This window comes from Paraburkholderia sediminicola (genome assembly GCF_046026895.1).
Lineage (GTDB): Bacteria > Pseudomonadota > Gammaproteobacteria > Burkholderiales > Burkholderiaceae > Paraburkholderia > Paraburkholderia sediminicola_C.
Genome location: NZ_JAQQEU010000001.1, coordinates 105092 through 126134, shown reverse-complemented (window position 1 = coordinate 126134; position 21043 = coordinate 105092). Strand labels below are relative to the sequence as shown.

The window sequence follows — 21043 nt, the reverse complement described above, 5'->3', positions numbered from 1 at the left end:
TTGCGTTAGCTTTTCTTGACGCGATAGACCGCAAGACTACCACGCCAGTTCACGCCCCAGCGCACCACCTGTCCGTCGTGCAGCACGACGCGGTCGAGAATTTCGATGCCGACTTCCGGCGCGAGCGCTTCGAAGTCCTTGATCGTCAGCACCCGCACGTTCGGCGTGTTGTGCCATTGATAGGGCAGCGACTTCGACACCGGCATGCGACCCTGCAGCACTGACAACCGGTGCGCCCAGTAGCCGAAATTCGGAAACGACACGATGCATTCCTTGCCCACACGCACCGTCTCGCGCAGGATCGCGGCGGTCTGATGAATGGTTTGCAGCGTCTGCGACAGAATCGCGAAATCGAAGCTGCCGTCTTCGAACAGGCGCAGCCCGTCTTCCAGATTCTGCTGGATCACGTTGACGCCGTTTTGCGTCGACGCCAGCACGCCGGCGTCGTTGATCTCGATGCCGTAGCCCTGCACGTCGAGTTCTTCGGTCAACAGCGACAGCAGCGAGCCGTCGCCGCAGCCCAGATCCAGCACGGTGGCGCGCGGTTCGACCCAGCGGGCGATCGCGCGGAAGTCCGGGCGCAACGCCAGGTAATCGAGTGCTCGCTGGTTCATGCGTTCACCTCGTTCGCAATACGTTCGTAGTAGGCGCGCAGCACGTTGTGATAGCGCGCGTCGTCGAGCAGGAAGGCGTCGTGGCCGTGCGGCGCGTCGATCTCCGCATAGGTGACGGTGCGCTTGTGGTCGAGCAGTGCCTTCACCAGTTCACGCGAGCGGGCCGGCGCGAAACGCCAGTCGGTCGTGAAGCTCGCGATCAGATACTTGGCCGTGGTGTGCGCGACCGCTGCCGTGAGATCGCCGTCGAAGGCTTTAGCCGGGTCGAAGTAATCGAGCGCGCGGGTGATCAGCAGGTAGGTGTTCGCGTCGAAGTAGTCGGCGAACTTGTCGCCCTGGTAGCGCAGGTACGACTCCACTTCGAACTCGACGTCGAAGTTGAAGTTGTACGCGTCCAGCGCGCCTTCCGCGCGGCGCAGCGAGCGGCCGAATTTCTCGGCCATGTCGTCGTCCGACAGGTACGTGATGTGGCCGATCATCCGCGCGACACGCAGGCCGCGCTTCGGTTTCACGCCGTGCGCGTAGTAGTTGCCGCCGTGGAAGTCGGGGTCCGAGAGGATCGCCGAGCGCGCGACCTCGTTGAACGCGATATTCTGCGCGGACAGCTTCGGCGTGGACGCGACCACGATGCAGTGCGCGACACGCTCCGGATACATCATGCTCCACGCGAGTGCCTGCATGCCGCCGAGGCTGCCGCCCATTACCGCGGCGAAACGCGTGATGCCGAATTGATCGGCGACGCGCGCCTGGGCGTTGACCCAGTCTTCCACGGTCACGACGGGAAACGTCGCGCCATACGGGACGCCGGTGGCCGGGTCGATACTCATCGGCCCGGTCGAGCCGAAGCACGAGCCCAGATTGTTCACGCCGATCACGAAGAACCTGTCGGTGTCGAGCGGTTTGCCCGGGCCGACCATGTTGTCCCACCAGCCGACATCCTTCGGATTGTCGGCGTATACGCCCGCGACATGATGCGACGCGTTGAGCGCATGACACACCAGCACCGCATTGCTGCGCGCGGCATTGAGCGTGCCGTAGGTCTCGACCATCAGGTCGTAACCGGCGAGCGAGCTGCCGTTCTGCAATTGCAGCGGCTCGGTGAAATGCATTTTCTTGGGAGCGACGATACCGATCGATTCCATTCATTCCGCCATTTAACAAAAACAGGGCGGCTAGACGGCGTCGGCAAAGCACGGAGGAAAGACTGTGTGCGCGGCTGACGACCTCTTTAGCCGCATTTATAGTGAACCGCGGGGGTCTCCCAGCGGCTCGCGCGCCCGCAATCGAGTCAGCAAATCGGCGCGTGATAGGTGTTGCAAGAGATTCGGAGCGCGGCGCCTGATGTGTCCGGGCGCCGCAGTCAGGCGCAAAGTATAGCGGAAAATCCCGCGCGGCAGCGTCGCTGGCGCACCCGCGACACGCCGCGTGCCGCGCGCACTACTGAAGAATCAGCAGCAGTTGCGCGTCGGCGTGGTCGGCGGGCGGACGCGCGAAACCGCTGCGCACGTAACGATGCCAGCGGCCGATGATGTAGCTCAACAGCAGGCTCGCGCGGATCGCGGGATCGTAGCCTGCGGGCAGCGGTACGGCGGCGTGTGCGGCGGATTGTGCGCCTTCGCCGTCAGCGGCATTCGCTTCCATCTGCGCCAGCCGCAAACACTGCTTCAGCGACGCCTCGATGCGCTCCAGCATCTGATTGACGCGCTCGGTCAGCCGTTCATGTTCGCCGACCAGGGCCTCGCACGTCAGCACGCGCGTCATGCCGGGATTCTTTGCGGGGAAGTTGAGCAACATCAATGCGATGGCGCGCGCTTGCAGCACGCCGTTGCTTTCCCGGTCGGCGATCTGGTTGATGAGGCCGAACAGCGTCTGCTCGATGAACTCGATCAGCCCTTCGAACATTTGCGCCTTGCTGGCGAAGTGGCGGTACAGCGCGGCTTCCGATACGCCGAGCCGGGCGGCGAGCGCCGCCGTGGTGATTTTTTCGCTTTTCGGCGCTTCCAGCATCGCGGCGAGCGTCTGCAGGATATGCACACGGCGTTCGCCCGGTTTCAGGCGCTGCGCGCGTTGCGCGGCCGGCGCAGCGGTTTCGTGTTCGGCTAAGGCTTCGTCAGGCTTGTCGATCGGCTGCATGGCTGTCGTCCCGGCTGCTGTCCCTTCCATCGAACCGAGCGGCTGCCCAGTCGTAGCGATTTTAACGAACGAATGCTCCGGTCGACATAGTGCGGCCGGCCGGTGCCCGGCAGACGCGTCGGCACGCCGTCCGCGTGCGGCTTGCGCGGCAGATGTCCGGTGATCCACACCGTGCGGATGCCGAGGCGCCGGTAGTTCTTCAGGTGCGAGCGCGTGTCTTCGACCAGGATCACGTCTTCGAGCGACACGTGCGCGTCGCGCATGGCCTTGCGCAACATCGCGTGGTCGGGCTTGGCGCGCCAGCGCCGGCGATCGCGCATGTGCTCGATCGCGATTACCTGCTCGAACAGACGCTCGATGCGCAGTTCGGCGAGCACCGCGCGCGCGTACGCTTCAGGGGCGTTGGTCAGCACGATCTTGCGGCCCGGCAGCGCCGCGACGATCCGCGCGATGCCGCGCTCGTGACGGATCATCGAGCCGAGATCGGGGAATGTGTGCACGACCTTCAGGAAGTCGTTCCCGTCGAGCGGGTGGTGGCGCGTCAGGCCGAGCAATGCCGCGCCGTAGCGCTGCGTGTAGCCGGTGCGCAGCCGGTTGGCTTGGTCGATGTCCACTTGCAGCGCGTCGATGATGTACTGCGTCATCCCCTGGTTGATTGCCGGGAAGATTGCGTGTGAGGCGTGATGCAGCGTGTTGTCGAGATCGAACAGCCAGACCGGCTTGCCACCCGCGATATGCGGACGACGGCGTCGGGAGGTGAGGGTGCGCATGATGGAGGACGCCGGTCAGGCGCGGACAGTCGCTGCGCGCCGCGAACGCGGACGGTTCACGGCGCGGGCGGAGGAAGAGGGGAGCGCTGGCTGACGCACAGAGGCGGCGCGTGGCGAGCCGCTGCGGGCGGGGAGGTTGGCGTGTGGAGCGTGTGGGCCGCCGGTGCCTCCTGTGCAGCGTATGGCATCGGTGCCGTACCCGCTGCATGGCCCGGCAGGCATGCCGCACGACACACGCCGCGCGCCGGTGCGACGCGCGGCGTGTGCCGGGTTTGAGGCAGGAATCAATGCGAACGGATCATCGTGCCGAACGGCTGTTCGGTGAGAATTTCCAGCAGCACCGAGTGTTCGATACGGCCGTCGATGATGTGCACCGAGCGCACGCCGCTCTTGGCCGCGTCCAGCGCCGACGAGATTTTCGGCAGCATGCCGCCGGAGATCGTGCCGTCGGCGAACAGACCGTCGATTTCGCGCGCTGACAGGTCGGTCAGCAGATTGCCTTCCTTGTCCATCACGCCCGGGATGTTGGTCATCATCACGAGCTTTTCGGCGTTCAGTACGACTGCCAGCTTGCCCGCCACCAGGTCCGCGTTGATGTTGTACGACAGGCCGTCTTCGCCGAAACCGATCGGCGAGATGACCGGAATGAACGCGTCGTCCTGCAGCGCTTTCACGACGGCGGGGTTGATCGCCTCGACTTCGCCCACCTGGCCGATGTCGACGTACTGGCCCGGATTGTCACGGTCCGGCATCAGCATCTTGCGCGCGTGGATCAGGCCGCCGTCCTTGCCGGTCAGGCCGACCGCGTGGCCGCCGAAGTGATTGATGAGCGTGACGATGTCCTGCTGCACTTCGCCGCCGAGCACCCATTCGACGACTTCCATCGTCTCTTCGTCGGTGACGCGCATGCCCTGAATGAACGTGCCTTGTTTGCCGATCTTCTTGAGCGCCTGGTCGATTTGCGGACCGCCGCCGTGCACGATGACCGGATTGATGCCGACCAGTTTCAGCAGGATCACGTCGCGTGCGAAGCCTTGCTTCAGCCGCTCCTCGGTCATGGCGTTGCCGCCGTATTTGATGACCACGGTCTTACCGTGATACTGGCGAATGTAGGGCAGCGCCTCGGCCAGGATTTCAGCCTTCAGGGTGGGCGCGATCTGCGAAAGGTCGGGAAGCTCGGACATGGCGGCAGGCTCAGGCACGGAACAGTTAAAACAGGGCGAATTGTACAGGACTGGCGCGCTGCAACAGGGTTTTCGATAATGGCGCGGGCGCTGGGCGGCATGGGCGTTGCGCGCTGCGCAATGGCGGCACGCGGCCCTCGATCGGCGATCAAGCTTAACGTGCTTGCGTGACGCTTATGAATTAGCCGAATGGACGACTCACGCGGGCTTGCCAGACGTGGCATCATTTCCTGACCGATGCCTCCGGATACCCCGGCCCGTGATGAAACCGTCCGCTTCCCGTTCCAAAAGCAGCGCGCACTGCCCGCGCTGCGGTAACGCGTTCGACTGTGCCATGCAGGCGCAGCCGTCCGAGTGCTGGTGCCGCGAGATGCCGCCATTGCCGGCGGACAGGCTCGATCCGCGCAGCCGCTGTCTGTGCCCGGAATGTCTGGCCGCGGAGATCGCCCGAGCGGCTCAGGCGGGGCAAGGCGCTGATTTGTCCTGACGCGCGCGGGCTTTGGCATGTCGCGCGCACGTAGCGGCGCCGCAATGTCTACGTGCCGTTCAGATAAGCAGCGCGAGGCTGGGCCGCCAGCATGCGCAGGTCATGGGCCATGGCTTGCAGCGCCGGCTGCCATTCGCCGAACCTGGGCTGCCGGTAGAGCGTCACGCTCGGATACCACGGGCTGTCGTTGCGCTCGAGCAGCCAGACCCAGTGCGGATTGACGTCGAGCAGCACCCAGGTGCGCTGGCCGAGCGCGCCGCTCAAATGCGCCGCTGACGTGCACACCGTGATGACCAGATCGAGTTCGCTGACAAACGCGGCAGTATGGTCAAAGCTCGCCAATTCGGCGGTGTAGTCGGTCAACGGCAGACCGGCCGCGCGCGCGGCGGCAACGTCGGCGGTCGCGCCCGGTTGCAGCGAATAGAACGCCACGTCCTGCATGCCGCCGAAATGCTCGGCATAGCGTTCCCAACCGACGCGCCGGAACGGATTGCGCTGATGGCCGAGGCTGCCGGTCCATGTCAGCCCGACTTTGAGTCGCGATTCTCCAGCTAGCCGCTTGCGCCACGACTCGCGCGCTGCCGTATCCGCGAGCAGATACGGCGTCGAGGCCGGGATCGTCTCCACGCGGGTGTTGAAGATTAGAGGCAGGCTGAGCAGCGGGATCTCGTAGTCGAACGGCGGCATCGATTCGACGCCGCCGCCCGCCGAGTACTGGTCCACGTGGGAGCCGAGGCTGCGTGCGAGCAGCGCACCCATGTGCGGGAACGAATTCCAGTGCAGACGGCCGCCTTCGCGATGAACACGCTCGGCCAGCATCGGAATATAGCGGCAGAACTGCAGCACGTCGCCCATGCCTTGCTCGCCCCACACGAGTAGCGTCTTGCCGGCGAGCGGTTCGCCCCGCCAAGTCGGCGCGGGCATCTGCGGGCGATTGCCGCCGAGTTCCACCGAGCCGTCCCAGCGCGCTTCGTGCGATAACCAGCCGCCCGCGTAATCGCCGCGCATGAGTTGCAGCATCGCGAGGTTGGAGTGCATGGCGGCGTCGTGCGGAGCCAGCGTGCAGGCCGTTGTTGCGGCTTGCGCCGCTTCCGTCCAGCGTTGCGCTTCGCGTAGCGCCAGCGCATAGTTGTTATGCGCCAGCGGACTGAGCGGCGCGACCTGCACGGCGCGTGCGCCCGCCTCGAGCGCGTTCGGCAGATCCAGACTCATGCGGTACACATTGGAGAGATTGGTCCAGCCCTCCCCATTGTCGGGATCGTCGCGCGTTGCGCTTTGCAGAAGCGCAAGCCGCTCGCTGACGTCCCCGCCGGTGAGCATCAGCGCAACGGCGAGATTGTTGCGCAACAGCGGCAGCGCCGGTTCAATGGCGAGCGCGCGGCGATAATGGGCGATGGCTTCGCGATGCCGATCGGCCATTTGCAGCGTATAGCCGACACGAAAGTGCGACAGAGCGCGATTCGGATCGAGTTGCGCAATAATGACGGCGAGTTCGATAGCATCGTCATGACGGTGCCGTTCGAGCAACGCAGTGATGAGGGACTGGAGCGAAGCGTCGTCGAATGGATGCTGTTGCGTCGCAGCGGCAAGCCATTCAGCGCCGGTTTCTGGCATGCCGTTGTCGCGGGCTTCAGCGGCTTCGCGCAAATAATTCAGGAAAGCTGATGAGGCGTTGGCTTCGCGATTGGGAGTGGGCAGCATGGGCGGCGCGGCGAAAGGGCCGAGAGTGAAAAGCCCGCCCGTGCGACGTTGTTGGAAATGCACCATGTTATGGCAGCAGCGCGGTGACGTGAATCGGAACCGTCCGAAAGGTGAACTAGTGTGATGCATCGTATAACCAATACCGGCCGGGTCAATCTGGGCCATTTGTTCTGGCTGCGCAGCCTCGCCATCATCGGCCAGCTCCTGACGATCGCAATCGTGCAGATCTTCATCGGCGTGCATCTGCCGTTGCCCGCAATGCTGCTCGTGATCGCTCTCGAAGTGATCTTCAACGCCCTCACGTGGTGGCGCGTGTCGCAGCAGCGGCCCGAATCCAATATGGAATTGTTCGGCCAGATCTGGGTTGATCTCGGCGCGCTGTCCGCCTTGCTGTTTCTCTCCGGCGGCACCACCAATCCCTTCGTTTCGCTCTACCTGCCATCATTGGCAATCGCCGCCGCGGTGTTGCCATGGCACCTGATGGCCTGGCTCGCGGCATTCGCCGTGGCCTGCTATGCGGTGCTCAGTTTCGATTCCGTGCCGCTGAATCTCGACAATCCCGCGAATCTCTTCGACTACTATCGTGCCGGCATGTGGGTGAACTTCATGGTGAGCGTCGGGCTGATCGCATGGTTCGTCGCGCGTATGTCTCGGGCGCTGCGGCTACGTGACGCAGCGCTCGGAGAAGCGCAGCAGCGCTTGCTTCACGACGAACGCGCGGTCGCGCTCGGTGTCCAGGCCGCCACCGTGGCACACGAAATCGGCACGCCTCTGTCTACAATCGCGATGTTGTCCGAGGAACTACGGGACGCGGCACGCAGCGACAAAGGGCTCGCGCCTTACAGCGCCGATCTCGAATTGCTCGAACAACAGATGACGTTGTGCACATCGGCGCTCGCGCGCTTGCGCAGCCGCGCGTCGACGACGACCAATCGGCAGCCGGTCGGCGAATGGCTCGAGTCGTTTGCCGAGCAGTGGCGCTTGCGTCATCCGCATGTGAAGTTCGAGCGTATCGGCGTGCCGCCCCCGGAAGTCAGTCTTGACGATACGGTGGCCGTGAGCCAGATTCTCACGATTCTGCTCGACAACGCCGCGCGCGCGAGCCGCGATCACGTGACGCTGTCGTGCTCGCTCGCGCCGCGCGGCGACCACATCATGTTTGAAGTCTGCGATGCGGGGCCGGGCATTCCGGCTGCGTTACGCGGCTTGCTCGGTGCGATGCCGGTGGACAGCACGCAGGGCGGACATGGCGTGGGTCTCTATCTGGCCTTTTCGGCGGCGGCGCGTCTGAAGGGTTCGGTCGAGTTGACCGATGTCAGCGCGATCGCGCCGCGCGGCACGCGTGCGGTGCTGAGACTGCCATTCGCCGGGCGCAAATTATCCGGCGCGGCCCTGCAGGGCGCCGCGCCAACCAACACGGAGAAACAGGCATGAGCGAAAAGAATTTTCTGGTGATCGACGACGACGAGGTGTTCTCCGGCATCCTCGCTCGCGGTCTGACCCGGCGCGGCTACACGGTGAGCGAAGCGCACAATGCCGACGAAGCGATCAGGCTCGCGAACCAGCAGAAGTTCAGTGAGATCACGGTGGATCTGCATCTGGGCCACGACTCCGGCCTCACGCTCGTCGCGCCACTGCGCGATTTACAACCCGATGCGCGGATGCTGGTGCTGACCGGCTATGCGAGCATTGCCACCGCTGTGCAAGCGGTGAAAGACGGCGCGGACAACTACCTCGCGAAGCCCGCCAACGTCGAAACGATTTTGTCGGCGCTGCAAAGCGAAGCGAGCGCGCTGCAAGCGGAAGAGGCGATCGAGCATCCCACGCCGTTGTCGGTCGCGCGCCTGGAGTGGGAGCACATTCAGCGTGTGCTCGCGGAACACGGCGGGAATATTTCGGCCACCGCGCGCGCGTTGAATATGCATCGTCGAACATTGCAGCGCAAGCTGGCGAAGCGGCCGGTCAAACAGTAAGTGCGCCTATGCGCAAGCGGTGAAAAAACGACAACGGGCTACCTCGTCAAAGGCAGCCCGTTTTTTACGCGTCATGTTTGACCTGCGTCAGGCAATGCAAATAGTCTGACGCGACAACAGCACGAACATCACAGCACGTAGCGCGACAGATCCTCGTCGTCGGCCACTTCGTTCAGCGCGCGATCGACATATGCCGCATCGATCTGCACCGCTCTGCCCGAGTGATTGCCGGCCGAGAACGACACTTCCTCGAGCAGCTTTTCAATCACGGTGTACAGACGCCGTGCGCCGATGTTCTCGGTCTTCTCGTTCACCGAATAGGCGATCTCGGCAAGGCGGCGAATCCCGTCGTCGGCGAACTCGAGATGCACGTCTTCGGTGGCGAGCAGTGCCTGGTATTGCTTGACGAGGCTCGCATCGGTGGACACGAGAATCGATTCGAAGTCGTTCACCGACAGCGAGTCGAGTTCGACGCGAATCGGAAAGCGGCCCTGCAGTTCGGGGATCAGATCGCTCGGCTTGGCCAGATGGAACGCGCCGCTCGCGATGAACAGAATGTGATCGGTCTTCACCATGCCGTACTTGGTGTTGATCGTGGTGCCTTCGACGAGCGGCAGCAGATCGCGCTGCACACCTTGACGGGACACCTCGCCGCCGCCGGTTTCACTGCGCGACGCGATCTTGTCGATCTCGTCGAGGAACACGATGCCGTTCTGCTCGACGTTCTGCACCGCCTTGGCTTTCACCTCTTCGTCGTTGAGCATCTTGCCGGCTTCTTCGTCGGTGAGCACCTTCAGCGCTTCCTTCACCTTCATCTTGCGGCGCGTTTTCTTGCCGCCGCCGATGTTCGCGAACATCGAACGGATCTGTTCGGTCATGTCTTCCATGCCCGGCGGCCCCATGATGTCCATACCCACTTGCGGCTGTTCGACGTCCAGCTCGATTTCCTTGTCGTCGAGCAGACCTTCGCGCAGACGCTTGCGGAACGTCTGGCGCGTGCTGCTGCCTTCGTCGGCGGTGTCGACGGCGTTCGAACTCGCGCCGAAACCGATCGGGCGCGCGCCTGGCAGCAGGATGTCGAGGATGCGGTCCTCGGCCTGATCGCAGGCCTTGGTCCGCACTTTGCGCATTTCCGTTTCGCGGGTCTGCTTGACCGAGGTTTCCATCAGGTCGCGCACGATGCTGTCGACGTCGCGGCCCACGTAGCCGACTTCAGTGAATTTGGTGGCTTCGATCTTGATGAACGGCGCGTCGGCGAGCTTCGCCAGACGGCGCGCGATTTCGGTCTTGCCGACGCCGGTCGGTCCGATCATCAGAATGTTCTTCGGCGTGATTTCCTGGCGCAGCGGTTCGTCGACCTGTTGACGGCGCCAGCGATTGCGCAGCGCCACGGCCACGGCTTTTTTCGCGCGGCCTTGGCCGATGATGTGTTTGTCGAGTTCGGAGACGATCTCGGCGGGGGTCATTGTGCTCATCGTGGGTCCTTACTCGATCGTCTCGATAACGCGGTTGTGGTTCGTGTAGATGCACATGTCGCCGGCAATCTCCAGTGACTTCTCCACGATTTCCCGGGGCGACAGCTCGGTGTTGTCGGCGAGCGCCTTGGCGGCCGCTTGCGCATAGGCGCCGCCCGAACCGATCGCACAGATGCCGCCTTCGGGGTCGAGGACGTCGCCGTTGCCGGTGATGACGAGGGTGGTGGTCGCGTCCGCGGCGATCAGCATGGCTTCCAGACGACGCAGCATGCGGTCGGTGCGCCAGTCTTTCGCGAGTTCGACGGCGGCGCGCGTGAGATTGCCCTGGTGTTTTTCCAGCTTCGCTTCGAAGCGGTCGAGCAGCGAGAAGGCGTCGGCCGTGCCGCCGGCGAAGCCGACCAGCACTTTGCCGTTGTAGATGCGCCGGACTTTCTTCGCACCGCCTTTCATGACGATGTTGCCCAGGGTCACCTGGCCGTCGCCGCCGAGCGCGACCTTGTCGCCGCGGCGCACGGAGACGATCGTCGTGCCGTGAAATTGCTCCATATGCGTTCCTCTTTGCAAAACGGGTAGGGCGCGGCAGCGCGGCGCGCTACCGGATAAATCCTGAAAACGGACGGCGCGCGACGCTCGGGTTCAGGAGAGCCGGCGCGCGCTCGTGCAGCGCATGTCCGATTTATTTTAGGGCGTGCGCGGTCATATCAAGAGCTGCCAAAAGGCATAAGACAAAAACACGGGATTGGTACTGCGGCGGGAATGATGTGGCGGACCGCGCAAAGTGGGGAGGCGCCAGACGTACGCGCGTGCGGAAACCCACGACGATTGGCACTGAACCAGGTTTCGACAACGCCGCGCAGCGGCCGCGTGCGCTCGTCGTCGCCACTTCGCGCGAACAGCGCCGCACAAAAGAAAAAAGGCGCACGGTTCACCGTGCGCCTCTCGACGAAGCAGCGTATCAGGGCGCGGACCCGGAGCCGCGCCGCAAGCGTTCAGTCGCCGAACAGCTTCTGGCGCAGTTCGCGGCGTTCCTGGGCTTCGAGCGACAGGGTTGCCGTGGGTCGCGCGAGCAGACGCGGAATGCCGATCGGTTCACCGGTTTCCTCGCACCAGCCGTAGTCGCCGGAATCGATTCGCGCGATCGATTGCTGCACCTTCTTCAGCAGCTTGCGCTCGCGGTCGCGCGTGCGCAGTTCGAGCGCATGCTCTTCCTCGATCGTTGCACGGTCGGCCGGGTCCGGCACGATTACGGTTTCGCGCAGGTTCTCAGTCGTCTGGCCGGCATTGCGGAGAATGTCCGCCTGCAGCTGTTCGAGCTTGTTCTTGAAGAAGGCGAGCTGATCCTCATTCATGTAATCCTTGTCGCTCATCTTCAGGATTTCGGCTTCGGTCAAGAGTCGTTTCGTCGTCATCTGGCTTACTTCTTCAATGTGAGGCAAAACTCTTACATAGTGCCCGCACTTTCGTATTGCCCGCAAAGGCGCCTCGAAGACGCAAAGCGCCAAGGCGGGCACGGACGGTGGACTGTCGTGACGCCGAAGCGCCTGGCGCCCACACGCCGGGCGTCGCAACGCCAATGCGGGGCCGAACTCCTCTGGAAACCGATTCTCAAATGCTCCTGAGGCATTGCTCGCCGGCAGCTGGCTTTCTCAGGCTGCCGCAGCCGGCATTGTCGGCGTGTTTCCCGGACAAGATTTTCCGGCGCCGCGTCTGGCCCGGCGCGGATACGCGCTGACCGGGCAATTCGTTGTCATTCTCCAGTGGGCACGTATTGTAACTGAATCACAATCTTGCACCGCAACTAGCGAAAATCTCCTTACAGCGCATCGATATCCCGAAAATATAACGCGCGCCCGATCAAAAAGCGATGGTCGTGCGCGCTTTAATACAGCAGGGTTTTCACGTGCTTTTCACGTGCGCGACTTTTCGGCCGCCCTTCAGGCGGCTCGCGTGTATTCAGCAGATGATTAAGGGTGCGAGCATGCGTGCGAGGTGCATGCCCGGAGCGGCAGGGCGCGATGCGCACCTCGTTCAGTGCGCCGGACACCGCGCGCCCCATGCGCCGCCAACTGGAAGAACGCTCAGGCGAGGCAGGCGTCGAGACCGTCGGTGATCAGGTCCTGCGGCAGTTCGATGCCGATGAACACCATCTTGTTGGTCTTCTTCTCGACCGGTTGCCACTTCGCGGCCAGATCGCTGCCCATCATCTGATGCACGCCCTGGAACACGACCTTGCGATCGACACCCTTCATGTACAGCACACCCTTGTAGCGCAGCAGGCGTTCGCCGTAGATCTGCAGAATGCCGCCGAGGAAATCTTCCAGCTTGTTCGGATCGAACGGACGATCGTTGCGGTACACGAACGACTTGATCTTGTCGTCGTGATGCGCGTGGTGATGATGCGCGTGGTCGTGGCCTTCGTGGTCACACTGGCCGTGGTCGTGATCGCAGTTTTCGTGATCGTGGTCGGCGTGGGTGTGGCCGTGCTCGTCATGCGCGTGCGCGTGGCTATGCGCGTGTTCATCTTCGACGAGGAAGTCCGGGTCGATTTCCAGTTTCGAATTCAGATTGAAGCCGCGCAGGTCGAAGATTTCCTTGATGTCCGCCTCGCCGAAATTGACGACCTTGATCGCCGCCTTCGGGTTCATGTGCAGCAGACGGTGACGCAGATCGGCCACGTGGTTCTCGTCGACCAGATCGGCCTTGGTGATGAACAGGCGGTCGGCGAAACCGACCTGGCGCTGCACCACTTCGTGCTCGTCCAGTTGATGGTTCGCGTGCTTCGCGTCGACCAGCGTGATGATCGCGTCGAGCAGGAATTCGCCGGCGATCTGGTCGTCCATGAAGAACGTCTGCGCGACCGGGCCCGGATTCGCCAGACCGGTGGTTTCGATCACGACGCGGTCGAAGTCCACTTCGCCCGCCTGCTTCTTCGCGGCCAGATCGCCCAGCACGCGCGACAGGTCGCCGCGAATCGTGCAGCAGATGCAGCCGTTGCTCATCTGGATGATCTGCTCGCTCGTGTCCTGCACGAGGATCTCGTTGTCGATGTTCTCTTCGCCGAACTCGTTTTCGATGACGGCAATCTTCATGCCGTGTTTTTCGTTCAGGATGCGCTTGAGCAGGGTAGTTTTGCCGCTGCCGAGAAAGCCGGTCAGGATGGTGACTGGAATCATGTTGGTCGCCTGTAGGTCGTGAAACGATGCGTGATCGGAAGAAGAATAGGCCGGACGCGGCAGCCGGATGGCGCGCAGCCCGTCTAGCCGGTTATTGAAACATATCTGTCAAGCCCGCGCTGACGGGCGGGGTTCGAGCCGCTGCCGCGAGCGCCGCCCTGGCGCGAAATAACCCGGAAACTATGGGCAATCAGGCGATTTGCAACAGCAGGCCCTTCAGGTATTCGCCTTCAGGAAACGCCGTGAGCAACGGATGATCCACGCCCGCGCCGAGGCGCTTGAGAATGCGCGCGTCGACGCGCGCGTCTGCGGCCGCGCTGGACACGATCTTCTGGAACAGCTCGGAGTCGATCGCGCCCGAGCACGAGTAGGTGAACAGCAAACCGCCGGGGCGCAACAGCTTCAGGCCGGTCAGGTTGATGTCCTTGTAAGCGCGCGACGCGCGGTCCACGTGCTCGCGCGACGGCGCGAATTTCGGCGGATCGAGCACGATCAGGTCGAAGCGCTCGCCCTCGTCGTAAAGGCGGCGCAGCGTCTTGAACGCGTCGGCGTCGAGCCAGGTGGCGCGCGCGGCGTCGAAGCCGTTGGCCGTCACGTTCTGTTGGGCGAGCGCCAGCGCTTCGCCCGATGAATCGATCGAGACCACGCGTTTGGCTCCGCCCTTCAACGCCGCCAGCGAGAAGCCGCCGGTGTAGCAAAAACAGTTCAGCACGTCGCGATCCTGCGCGAGCTGCTGCACCAGCAGGCGGTTGTCGCGCTGGTCGACGTAAAAGCCGGTCTTGTGGCCGTTGCGCACGTCGACGTGATAACGCACGCCGTTTTCGCTCGCGATCAGGGCTTCGGACGGCGGTTCGCCCGCCAGCACGCCGGTGATCTGCTCCAGCCCTTCCTTCTGGCGAATCGACACGTCCGAGCGCTCGTAGACATTCGGGCAGCCGGTCGCGCCGACCAGCGCCGCGACGATCGCTTCCTTCCACGCCTCGACGCCCGCCGCCATGAACTGGCAGACGATCTGACTGCGCTGGCCTGCGTCGTCGGCGACGTAATGATCGACGATCAGGCCGGGCAGGCCGTCCGCTTCGCCAAAAATGAGTCGTACCGCGCCGGTGTCGCGCACCATCGTTTGACGATGGAGGAGCGCGCGCTGCACGCGGCGCTTGAAGAACGCGTGGTCGATCGGCTCGGCTTCGTCGAAGCTCCACACGCGCGCGCGAATCTGCGAATGCGGGCTGTAGGCGGCGCGCGCGAGAAAGCGGCCGTCGTGCGCGCGCACCAGCACGGTCGCGCCGGGCGCGGGATTGCCATCGACGCGGTCGATCGCGTTGGCATAGACCCACGGGTGGCGGCGCAGCAGCGATTTTTCTTTCGACGGTTTGAGCGTAACGGTATTCATCAGGGTGTCTGCAGAGCATTGGGCCGCGCGGCAACAAGCGCACGGAGCGGGGCCGGGAGCCGCACGAAGCGGCGTCAGTCGCGTTTTTTGGCGCGTGGATGCGCCTCGTCGTAGACGCGGGCGAGATGCTGGAAATCGAGCGCGGTATAGACCTGCGTGGCGGTGATGCTGGCGTGCCCTAGCAACTCCTGCACGGCGCGCAGATCGCCGCTCGACTGCAGCACGTGCGTGGCGAACGAGTGCCGCAGCACGTGCGGATGCACGTTGGCGGGAATGCCGGCGACCAGCGCCGCGCGCTTCACACGCTCACGCACGACATTGGGCGAGAGCCGATTGCCGCGCGCCGACAGAAACAGCGGATGCGGGTCGTGCTTCACCATCTGCCAACGCACCGCGAGCCACGCGTTCAGTGCGTCGACCGCCTTGCTGCCGACCGGCACCACACGGCGCCGCTTGCCCTTGCCGAGCACTTCGACCTCGGCGGATTCCCGCTTGAGCCAGCCGGCGGACCGGTAACCGTCGCTGTCGGCGAAACGGACGTCGAGGCCGACCAGTTCCGCGAGACGCAGCCCGGACGAGTAAAACAGTTCGAGCATCGCGTGATCGCGCAAACCTTCGGGCGATGCGGCGGCCGGGCTTTCCATCAGGCGCGCGGCGTCGTCGACGGAGAGGGCTTTGGGCAGCGTCCTCGCCTGCTTCGGCGCACGCACGGTGGCGACCGGATTAGCCGGCAGTTCGACGCGCCCGGCGAGCCAGCGGTAAAACGCGCGCCACGCCGACAACCGGTGGCTGATCGAGCGAGCCGTCAGCCCACCCGAATGCGCGCGCGAGACGGCGCCGCGAATGTCGACGGCGGTCAGGCTTTCCAGCGGCCGGCCTTTGGCCAGCAGCCTGAGTTCCTCGAGTTCGTGGGTGTAGCCGCGCAACGTATGCGCCGACAGCCGCCGCTCATGTTCGAGATTAGACAGGTAGGCGGCGATCGGGTCGGCGGCGGTCACGATGGGCTTCGGAGCGGCTGGCGCGGGCGAGCGTCGGTGAGCGCGCGCTCAGCGCGGCAGCAGACGGCTCAGCGCGGCGCTTGCCAGCGCGCCGATCTGCGTCAGGAAGTCGGTGGCCATGCCGTCGTGGAAACGGCGCGCGTCGGCCGAGCCCATCACCAGCAGGCCGAAGGTGGGCGCTTCCTCGTTGCCTTCGGGGTCGCGCAGCGCGAGCAGGGCGATCGATTCGGTGACGTGCGTCGACTCGGATGTCGCGTTGCCGGCTGCGTTGTCGTCGGCCCCGGCGCTGAGCGCCGGCACTAGCCACTGCGCCGCTTCGAAGCCCGTATTCGCGCCGCAGTACGGCGTGGTGAGGCTGCTGGCGAAAATGCGCACTTCCTCGCCGACATGGCGCGCGAAGTCGGCCTGGGCGTACGGCTCAGCCACATCCCACACGCGCAGCGCGGCTTGCGGCACGTCGAAGATGTCGCGCAAACCGTGGGCGATCGTGCGCGGCAGCCCGTACGGATCGCGCTCGGCCATCACGCGGATGGTCCAGCGGTTGAATTTCGACGCGATGCTGTCGTTCTCGTGACCGTAGCGCAGCAGCTCGGCGAGGCGTCGTTCGAGATGCTTGTTCTTGTCGCGCAGCATTTCCATCTGCCGCTCCTGCAGCGACACCGCGGCTTTGCCGTGCGGATTCGCGAGCCGGATGGTCGCGAGCATCTCCGCGTGTTCGGCGAAGAATTCGGGGTTGGCGAGCAGGTATTCGGCGACTTCGCGATCGTTCATGGTTTCGGCTAAAGGACTACAGGACGACGCCCTAGGGGCGGCGCATCGGTCAATCAGTTCAAGCGGGCAACGCGTCGGCCAGTTCGATCTCGCCTTCGAATACGGTCGAAGCGGGACCGGCCATCAGCAGCGGCTCGCCTTCACGCGTGTTGTCCCACGAAATGGTCAGCTTGCCGCCGTGCGTATGCACCAGCACCGGCGCGTCCAGCAGCCCACGCCGGATGCCGGCCGCGACCGCCGCGCAGGCGCCCGTGCCGCACGCCAGCGTTTCGCCCGCGCCGCGCTCGAAGACGCGCAGCTTGATCTCGCTGCGGCCGACGATCTGCATGAAGCCCGCGTTCACCCGCTGCGGGAACCGCGCATGGCGCTCGATCACGGGACCTTCGGTCAGCACCGGGAAGGCCTCGACATCGTCGACCACCTGCACCGCGTGCGGATTGCCCATCGACACCACCGAAATCCAGCGCGTCGTACCGTTCACGTCGAGCGGCCAGAGCGTGTCCGCGCCTTCCCGGCGGCCTTCGATGCCCTTGGTGGCGAACGGCACGCGTTCCGGGTCGAACACCGGCGCGCCCATGTCGACCACCACTTCGCCGTTGTCCTGCATCGTCAGCGTGATGATGCCTTTCTGCACTTGCACGCGTATGCTGCGCCGATCAGTCAGGCCGCTGTCGCGCACGAACTTGACGAAGCAGCGCGCGCCATTGCCGCAATGCTCGACCTCTCCGCCGTCGCAGTTGAAGATGCGATAGCGGAAATCGACGCCTTCCACGGCGGGTTTTTCGACCAGCAGCAATTGATCGGCGCCGACGCCGAAATGCCGGTCCGCGAGCGCGCGCACTTGAGCCGGCGTCAGGTTGACCGGTTGGGTGTAGCCGTCGAGCACGACGAAGTCGTTGCCCGCGCCGTGCATTTTGGTGAATTTCAGTTTCATCACGCTATTGTAAGTGACGCGCCCGCGGGTAAGCCGAACGTCATGCTATTTCCGCGCCGGGGCGCTTCTGTCGCTGACTGCTCTGACTGCGCTGGCGGCGCGGCTCAGTACACGCTCGGTTCACCCGGCGGCCGGGTTTTGAAGCGCTTGTGCACCCAGTAGTACTGCTCGGGGATCCGCGGAATCTGCTCTTCGAGAAACGCATTCATGCGGCGCGCGTCGGCGTCGTCGTCGCCGGTGGGGTAGTTGTCCCACGGCTTGAACACCCTGAGGCGATAACCCTTGTAGTTCGGCAGCACTTCGCCGATGAACGGCACGACCTGCGCGCGTCCGACCTTCGCGAGACGTCCCACCGCGGTCAGGGTACAGGTCGGCACGCCGAAGAACGGCACGAAGGTGGAGTTGCGCGCGCCGTAATCCATGTCCGCGCCGAGCATCACCGGCTTGCGTTCGCGCAGCCAGCGCAACACGATGCGCGCGCTATCGGCGCGGCTTGCCATGTCCGCGCCGAAACGCGCGCGCGCCGCTTTGGCGACTTCTTCCAGTTCGGGGTTCGACATCGGCTGGTACAGTGATCCGCATTGACGCTTGAGCGAATAGTTCAGGAAGATCGAACCGGCCTCGATGCCGACCAAGTGAAAGCCGAGAAACAGCGTGGGCGGCAGATCCGGGTCCGTCAGATCGATCGCGCTGTCGAGCTGGATCAGCTTTTCGAGCTTCTTCGCCGAGCCAAACCACTGCACGCTGCGTTCGAGGTAGCTGCGGATCGCGTGACGGAAGTGCTTTTGCGCGACGTCCTCGCGGCGCTCGTCGCTCCACTCGGGGAAGCACAGCTTCAGGTTGGTGTGGACGATGCGCTTGCGCCGGCTGGGAATCTGATAGAGCAGCCAGCCGAGCCCGTCGCCGAGACGGGCGACGAAACCGTAGGGCAACAACGCAAGAAGTTTCAGCAGCCCGATCGCGAGCTGCGCGCCATAGCGGCTCAGCACGCCGCCTCCGGAAACGGGGCGTGGCGCGTGACGGATTTCAGGAAAGCGGAAAAATTGACGTAACACCGCACTCGTGGACACTCTGTGACAAACGAAGGAAGTCGCTATAATAAGGGCTTCGCCGAGTTAATAGACAACTTGCGGGGCGAAGCCAGCGGGTGCGATCCATGCAATCAGCGCCCACCGGTAAGGTAATCCGCTAAAGCGTCGCCGCTTCAAGGCTCCCCGAAGCTGGCTACGTGAAACTCAACCGTAACCACCAAACAGGAGTCTGCAACGTGGCAAACGACTATCTCTTCACTTCCGAATCCGTCTCCGAAGGCCATCCCGACAAAGTCGCGGACCAGATTTCGGACGCCATTCTCGACGCAATCCTGGCGCAGGACAAATACTCGCGGGTCGCGGCCGAAACGCTCTGCAACACGGGTCTGGTCGTGCTGGCCGGTGAAATCACCACCACCGCCAACGTCGACTACATCCAGGTCGCGCGCAACACCATCAAGCGAATCGGCTACGACAACACCGACTACGGCATCGACTACCGCGGCTGCGCGGTGCTCGTCGCGTACGACAAGCAATCGCCGGACATCGCGCAGGGCGTGGACCGCGCGCACGACAACAACCTCGATCAAGGCGCCGGCGACCAGGGCCTGATGTTCGGTTACGCATGTGAAGAAACGCCGGAACTGATGCCGCTGCCGATCCACCTGTCGCACCGTCTGGTGGAGCGTCAGGCGAACCTGCGCCGCGACGGCCGTCTGCCGTGGCTGCGTCCGGATGCGAAGTCGCAGGTCACCGTGCGTTACGTCGACGGCAAGCCGTATTCGATCGACACCGTGGTGCTGTCCACGCAGCATTCGCCGGACATCGATCTGGAGACGCTGCGCGAAGCCGTGATCGAGGAAGTCATCAAGCCGACGCTGCCGGCCGAGCTCATCAAGGGTGACATCAAGTTCCTCGTGAACCCGACTGGCCGCTTCGTGATTGGCGGTCCGCAAGGCGATTGCGGTTTGACCGGCCGCAAGATCATCGTCGACACGTACGGCGGCGCGGCGCCGCACGGCGGCGGCGCATTCTCGGGCAAGGACCCGTCGAAGGTCGACCGTTCGGCGGCTTACGCCGGCCGTTATGTCGCGAAGAATATCGTGGCCGCTGGTCTCGCGTCGCGTTGCCTGATTCAGGTGTCGTACGCAATCGGCGTTGCTCAGCCGACCTCGGTGATGGTCAACACGTTCGGTACGGGCCGCGTGTCGGATGCGACGATCACGCGTCTGGTGCAGGAGCATTTCGACCTGCGTCCGAAGGGCATCATCCAGATGCTCGATCTGCTGCGCCCGGTCTACGAGAAGAGCGCGGCTTATGGTCACTTCGGCCGCGAAGAGCCGGAATTCACGTGGGAAGCCATCGACAAGGCACTCGCTCTCGCCGAGGCCGCGGGCACGGAGCCGGTTGCCGCGCTGGCGGATTAACGCGAGCCGCTTTCTCTTCAGTAAAAAAACCCCGCCGGCGTGAGCCGGCGGGGTTTTTATTTGCCATGCGTTTGCCGCTTTGACGCGCAGCAAATACGCGGCACGCGGCCGCGATCAAAATCGCGATACGGAGCTGCCTGAAAATGCGGCGCTTATCCGCAGTGTTAGCGCGACAACGTGTTGAACAATCGCCTTAACGCCTCAACGGCTGGCAAACGGAAACGCAAACCAGCCGCTGCTGCTGCTCGTCGACGTGCGACGCGGGCGGCGGCTCGGATTCTGCGGCGCGACGACCGCTACGCGTTTTGCGACGGTCAGCCGCAGCGGGGTCGGCTTGCGCAACAGCGTGCGCAGCGAAAGGCGGCGCGAGGCGCCTTGCAGACGCATGGCGGAGAAGAACGTCTGGAACCAGGTCCGAATGCCGTCGACCGCTTTGGCATCGCGCCATTGTTCGCCCAGCGCGCGCGTGCGGGTTGCGTGATGACGCAGCGCACGGACGATGTGGCGGCGGGCGGGACGCGCCGCTTTCAGCGCGGCGCGGGTGAGAGGGGTATTCAGAAGAGTGTGCATGGCTTCACAGATAGGCAACGTGTCGCGGGACGGAAGGTGCGCCAATAGCAGCACCAAGTGTGCCAATGACGATGTCGCAATGGACGACGCGAAAGCCTGGAATTCGACAGGAAAAAGCGCGGTGGTCGGCGGGATGGGCCATAGCGGCCTGTGCGCGACAAGAAAATACGGAGGCGGCGATCAACATGCCAACAGGCTACACCTGGTTGATGACATCAGAAAGTCGGTTTTTACCCTGCGAATACGGGTTTTTACCGACTCGAGCCGCGTCGGGAGCAACTTCGGCCCAGCCCTTTGCGATCGATGATCGTGCGTCCTTGCACATTCGAAGTGCGTCGCGGTGGCGCATCGCGCGTGAAAGTCGTGCGTAAGGCCGCGGCGTCGGAGCGGCGGAATCAGCGCAACCCGA

21 protein-coding genes are annotated in these 21043 nt (G+C 63.9%); 5 read left to right on the top strand and 16 right to left on the bottom strand.

Features of this window, described 5'->3' with window-relative positions; genetic code table 11:
* Positions 1-5: 5 nt before the first annotated feature.
* From metW to argB, 5 genes are all read right to left on the bottom strand, one after another.
* The gene (metW, locus tag PQR02_RS00575) at positions 6-614 is read right to left on the bottom strand and encodes a methionine biosynthesis protein MetW (RefSeq protein ID WP_149668718.1); all 609 of its coding nucleotides are present in this window, start codon (positions 612-614) and stop codon (positions 6-8) included.
* Positions 611-1756: a homoserine O-succinyltransferase MetX gene (gene metX, locus PQR02_RS00570; protein WP_408223892.1), complete on the bottom strand. Its 1146-nt coding sequence runs from the start codon at positions 1754-1756 to the stop codon at positions 611-613. The genes metW and metX overlap by 4 nt, the downstream gene beginning before the upstream one ends.
* Before the next feature lie 295 nt (positions 1757-2051).
* Complete coding sequence (gene slmA, locus PQR02_RS00565) at positions 2052-2747, bottom strand: nucleoid occlusion factor SlmA (RefSeq protein ID WP_408223889.1); 696 nt, start codon at positions 2745-2747, stop codon at positions 2052-2054.
* Complete coding sequence (locus PQR02_RS00560) at positions 2714-3517, bottom strand: HAD-IA family hydrolase (protein WP_408223886.1); 804 nt, start codon at positions 3515-3517, stop codon at positions 2714-2716. The genes slmA and PQR02_RS00560 overlap by 34 nt, the downstream gene beginning before the upstream one ends.
* 284 nt (positions 3518-3801) lie before the next feature.
* Positions 3802-4701, bottom strand: coding sequence for an acetylglutamate kinase (argB, locus tag PQR02_RS00555; protein ID WP_007179687.1), 900 nt, complete (start codon positions 4699-4701; stop codon positions 3802-3804).
* Between the two features lie 262 nt (positions 4702-4963).
* Here argB and PQR02_RS00550 point away from each other — a divergent pair, with 262 nt between their 5' ends.
* Positions 4964-5188, top strand: coding sequence for a cysteine-rich CWC family protein (locus tag PQR02_RS00550; protein ID WP_408223883.1), 225 nt, complete (start codon positions 4964-4966; stop codon positions 5186-5188).
* A gap of 48 nt (positions 5189-5236) precedes the next feature.
* Here PQR02_RS00550 and PQR02_RS00545 read toward each other — a convergent pair whose 3' ends face one another.
* Positions 5237-6889: a tetratricopeptide repeat protein gene (locus PQR02_RS00545; RefSeq protein ID WP_408223880.1), complete on the bottom strand. Its 1653-nt coding sequence runs from the start codon at positions 6887-6889 to the stop codon at positions 5237-5239.
* A gap of 123 nt (positions 6890-7012) precedes the next feature.
* Here PQR02_RS00545 and PQR02_RS00540 point away from each other — a divergent pair, with 123 nt between their 5' ends.
* Complete coding sequence (locus tag PQR02_RS00540) at positions 7013-8323, top strand: ATP-binding protein (RefSeq protein WP_408223877.1); 1311 nt, start codon at positions 7013-7015, stop codon at positions 8321-8323.
* Positions 8320-8862, top strand: a complete 543-nt coding sequence (locus PQR02_RS00535) for a response regulator transcription factor (RefSeq protein WP_408223874.1) — start codon at positions 8320-8322, stop codon at positions 8860-8862. Before PQR02_RS00540 ends, PQR02_RS00535 begins: the two co-directional genes overlap by 4 nt.
* Before the next feature lie 128 nt (positions 8863-8990).
* Here PQR02_RS00535 and hslU read toward each other — a convergent pair whose 3' ends face one another.
* The 9 genes from hslU to PQR02_RS00490 all read right to left on the bottom strand — a co-directional run bounded on the left by hslU (position 8991) and on the right by PQR02_RS00490 (position 18595).
* The gene (gene hslU, locus PQR02_RS00530; protein ID WP_408223871.1) at positions 8991-10337 is read right to left on the bottom strand and encodes an ATP-dependent protease ATPase subunit HslU; all 1347 of its coding nucleotides are present in this window, start codon (positions 10335-10337) and stop codon (positions 8991-8993) included.
* 9 nt (positions 10338-10346) lie between these two features.
* Positions 10347-10883, bottom strand: a complete 537-nt coding sequence (gene hslV / locus PQR02_RS00525) for an ATP-dependent protease subunit HslV (RefSeq protein ID WP_006050517.1) — start codon at positions 10881-10883, stop codon at positions 10347-10349.
* Between the two features lie 443 nt (positions 10884-11326).
* Positions 11327-11746 (bottom strand): RNA polymerase-binding protein DksA, encoded by a 420-nt coding sequence (dksA, locus tag PQR02_RS00520; protein ID WP_012431412.1) that lies wholly within the window; start codon positions 11744-11746, stop codon positions 11327-11329.
* Positions 11747-12415: 669 nt separating this feature from the next.
* Positions 12416-13510, bottom strand: a complete 1095-nt coding sequence (locus PQR02_RS00515; protein WP_408223867.1) for a CobW family GTP-binding protein — start codon at positions 13508-13510, stop codon at positions 12416-12418.
* Positions 13511-13700: 190 nt separating this feature from the next.
* Entirely contained in the window at positions 13701-14903 is a 1203-nt protein-coding gene (locus PQR02_RS00510; protein ID WP_408223864.1) for a class I SAM-dependent rRNA methyltransferase, read from the bottom strand.
* Positions 14904-14977: 74 nt separating this feature from the next.
* The gene (gene xerC, locus PQR02_RS00505; protein WP_408223861.1) at positions 14978-15901 is read right to left on the bottom strand and encodes a tyrosine recombinase XerC; all 924 of its coding nucleotides are present in this window, start codon (positions 15899-15901) and stop codon (positions 14978-14980) included.
* A gap of 48 nt (positions 15902-15949) precedes the next feature.
* Positions 15950-16672 (bottom strand): DUF484 family protein, encoded by a 723-nt coding sequence (locus PQR02_RS00500; protein ID WP_408223859.1) that lies wholly within the window; start codon positions 16670-16672, stop codon positions 15950-15952.
* Positions 16673-16730: 58 nt separating this feature from the next.
* Entirely contained in the window at positions 16731-17606 is an 876-nt protein-coding gene (gene dapF / locus PQR02_RS00495; RefSeq protein WP_408223856.1) for a diaminopimelate epimerase, read from the bottom strand.
* A gap of 104 nt (positions 17607-17710) precedes the next feature.
* Positions 17711-18595, bottom strand: coding sequence for a lipid A biosynthesis lauroyl acyltransferase (locus PQR02_RS00490; protein ID WP_408223853.1), 885 nt, complete (start codon positions 18593-18595; stop codon positions 17711-17713).
* Positions 18596-18873: 278 nt separating this feature from the next.
* Between PQR02_RS00490 and metK the strand changes: the two genes are divergently transcribed.
* Positions 18874-20064 carry a methionine adenosyltransferase gene (gene metK, locus PQR02_RS00485; RefSeq protein WP_408223850.1) on the top strand — a complete coding sequence of 397 codons (1191 nt, stop codon included), beginning with the start codon at positions 18874-18876 and terminating at the stop codon, positions 20062-20064.
* 201 nt (positions 20065-20265) lie between these two features.
* On the opposite strand, the gene PQR02_RS00480 is transcribed toward metK, so the two are convergent.
* The gene (locus PQR02_RS00480; protein ID WP_408223847.1) at positions 20266-20634 is read right to left on the bottom strand and encodes a hypothetical protein; all 369 of its coding nucleotides are present in this window, start codon (positions 20632-20634) and stop codon (positions 20266-20268) included.
* Positions 20635-20713: 79 nt separating this feature from the next.
* Here PQR02_RS00480 and PQR02_RS00475 point away from each other — a divergent pair, with 79 nt between their 5' ends.
* Positions 20714-20941 (top strand): hypothetical protein, encoded by a 228-nt coding sequence (locus PQR02_RS00475; RefSeq protein ID WP_408223844.1) that lies wholly within the window; start codon positions 20714-20716, stop codon positions 20939-20941.
* The last annotated feature ends 102 nt before the right edge of the window (positions 20942-21043 follow it).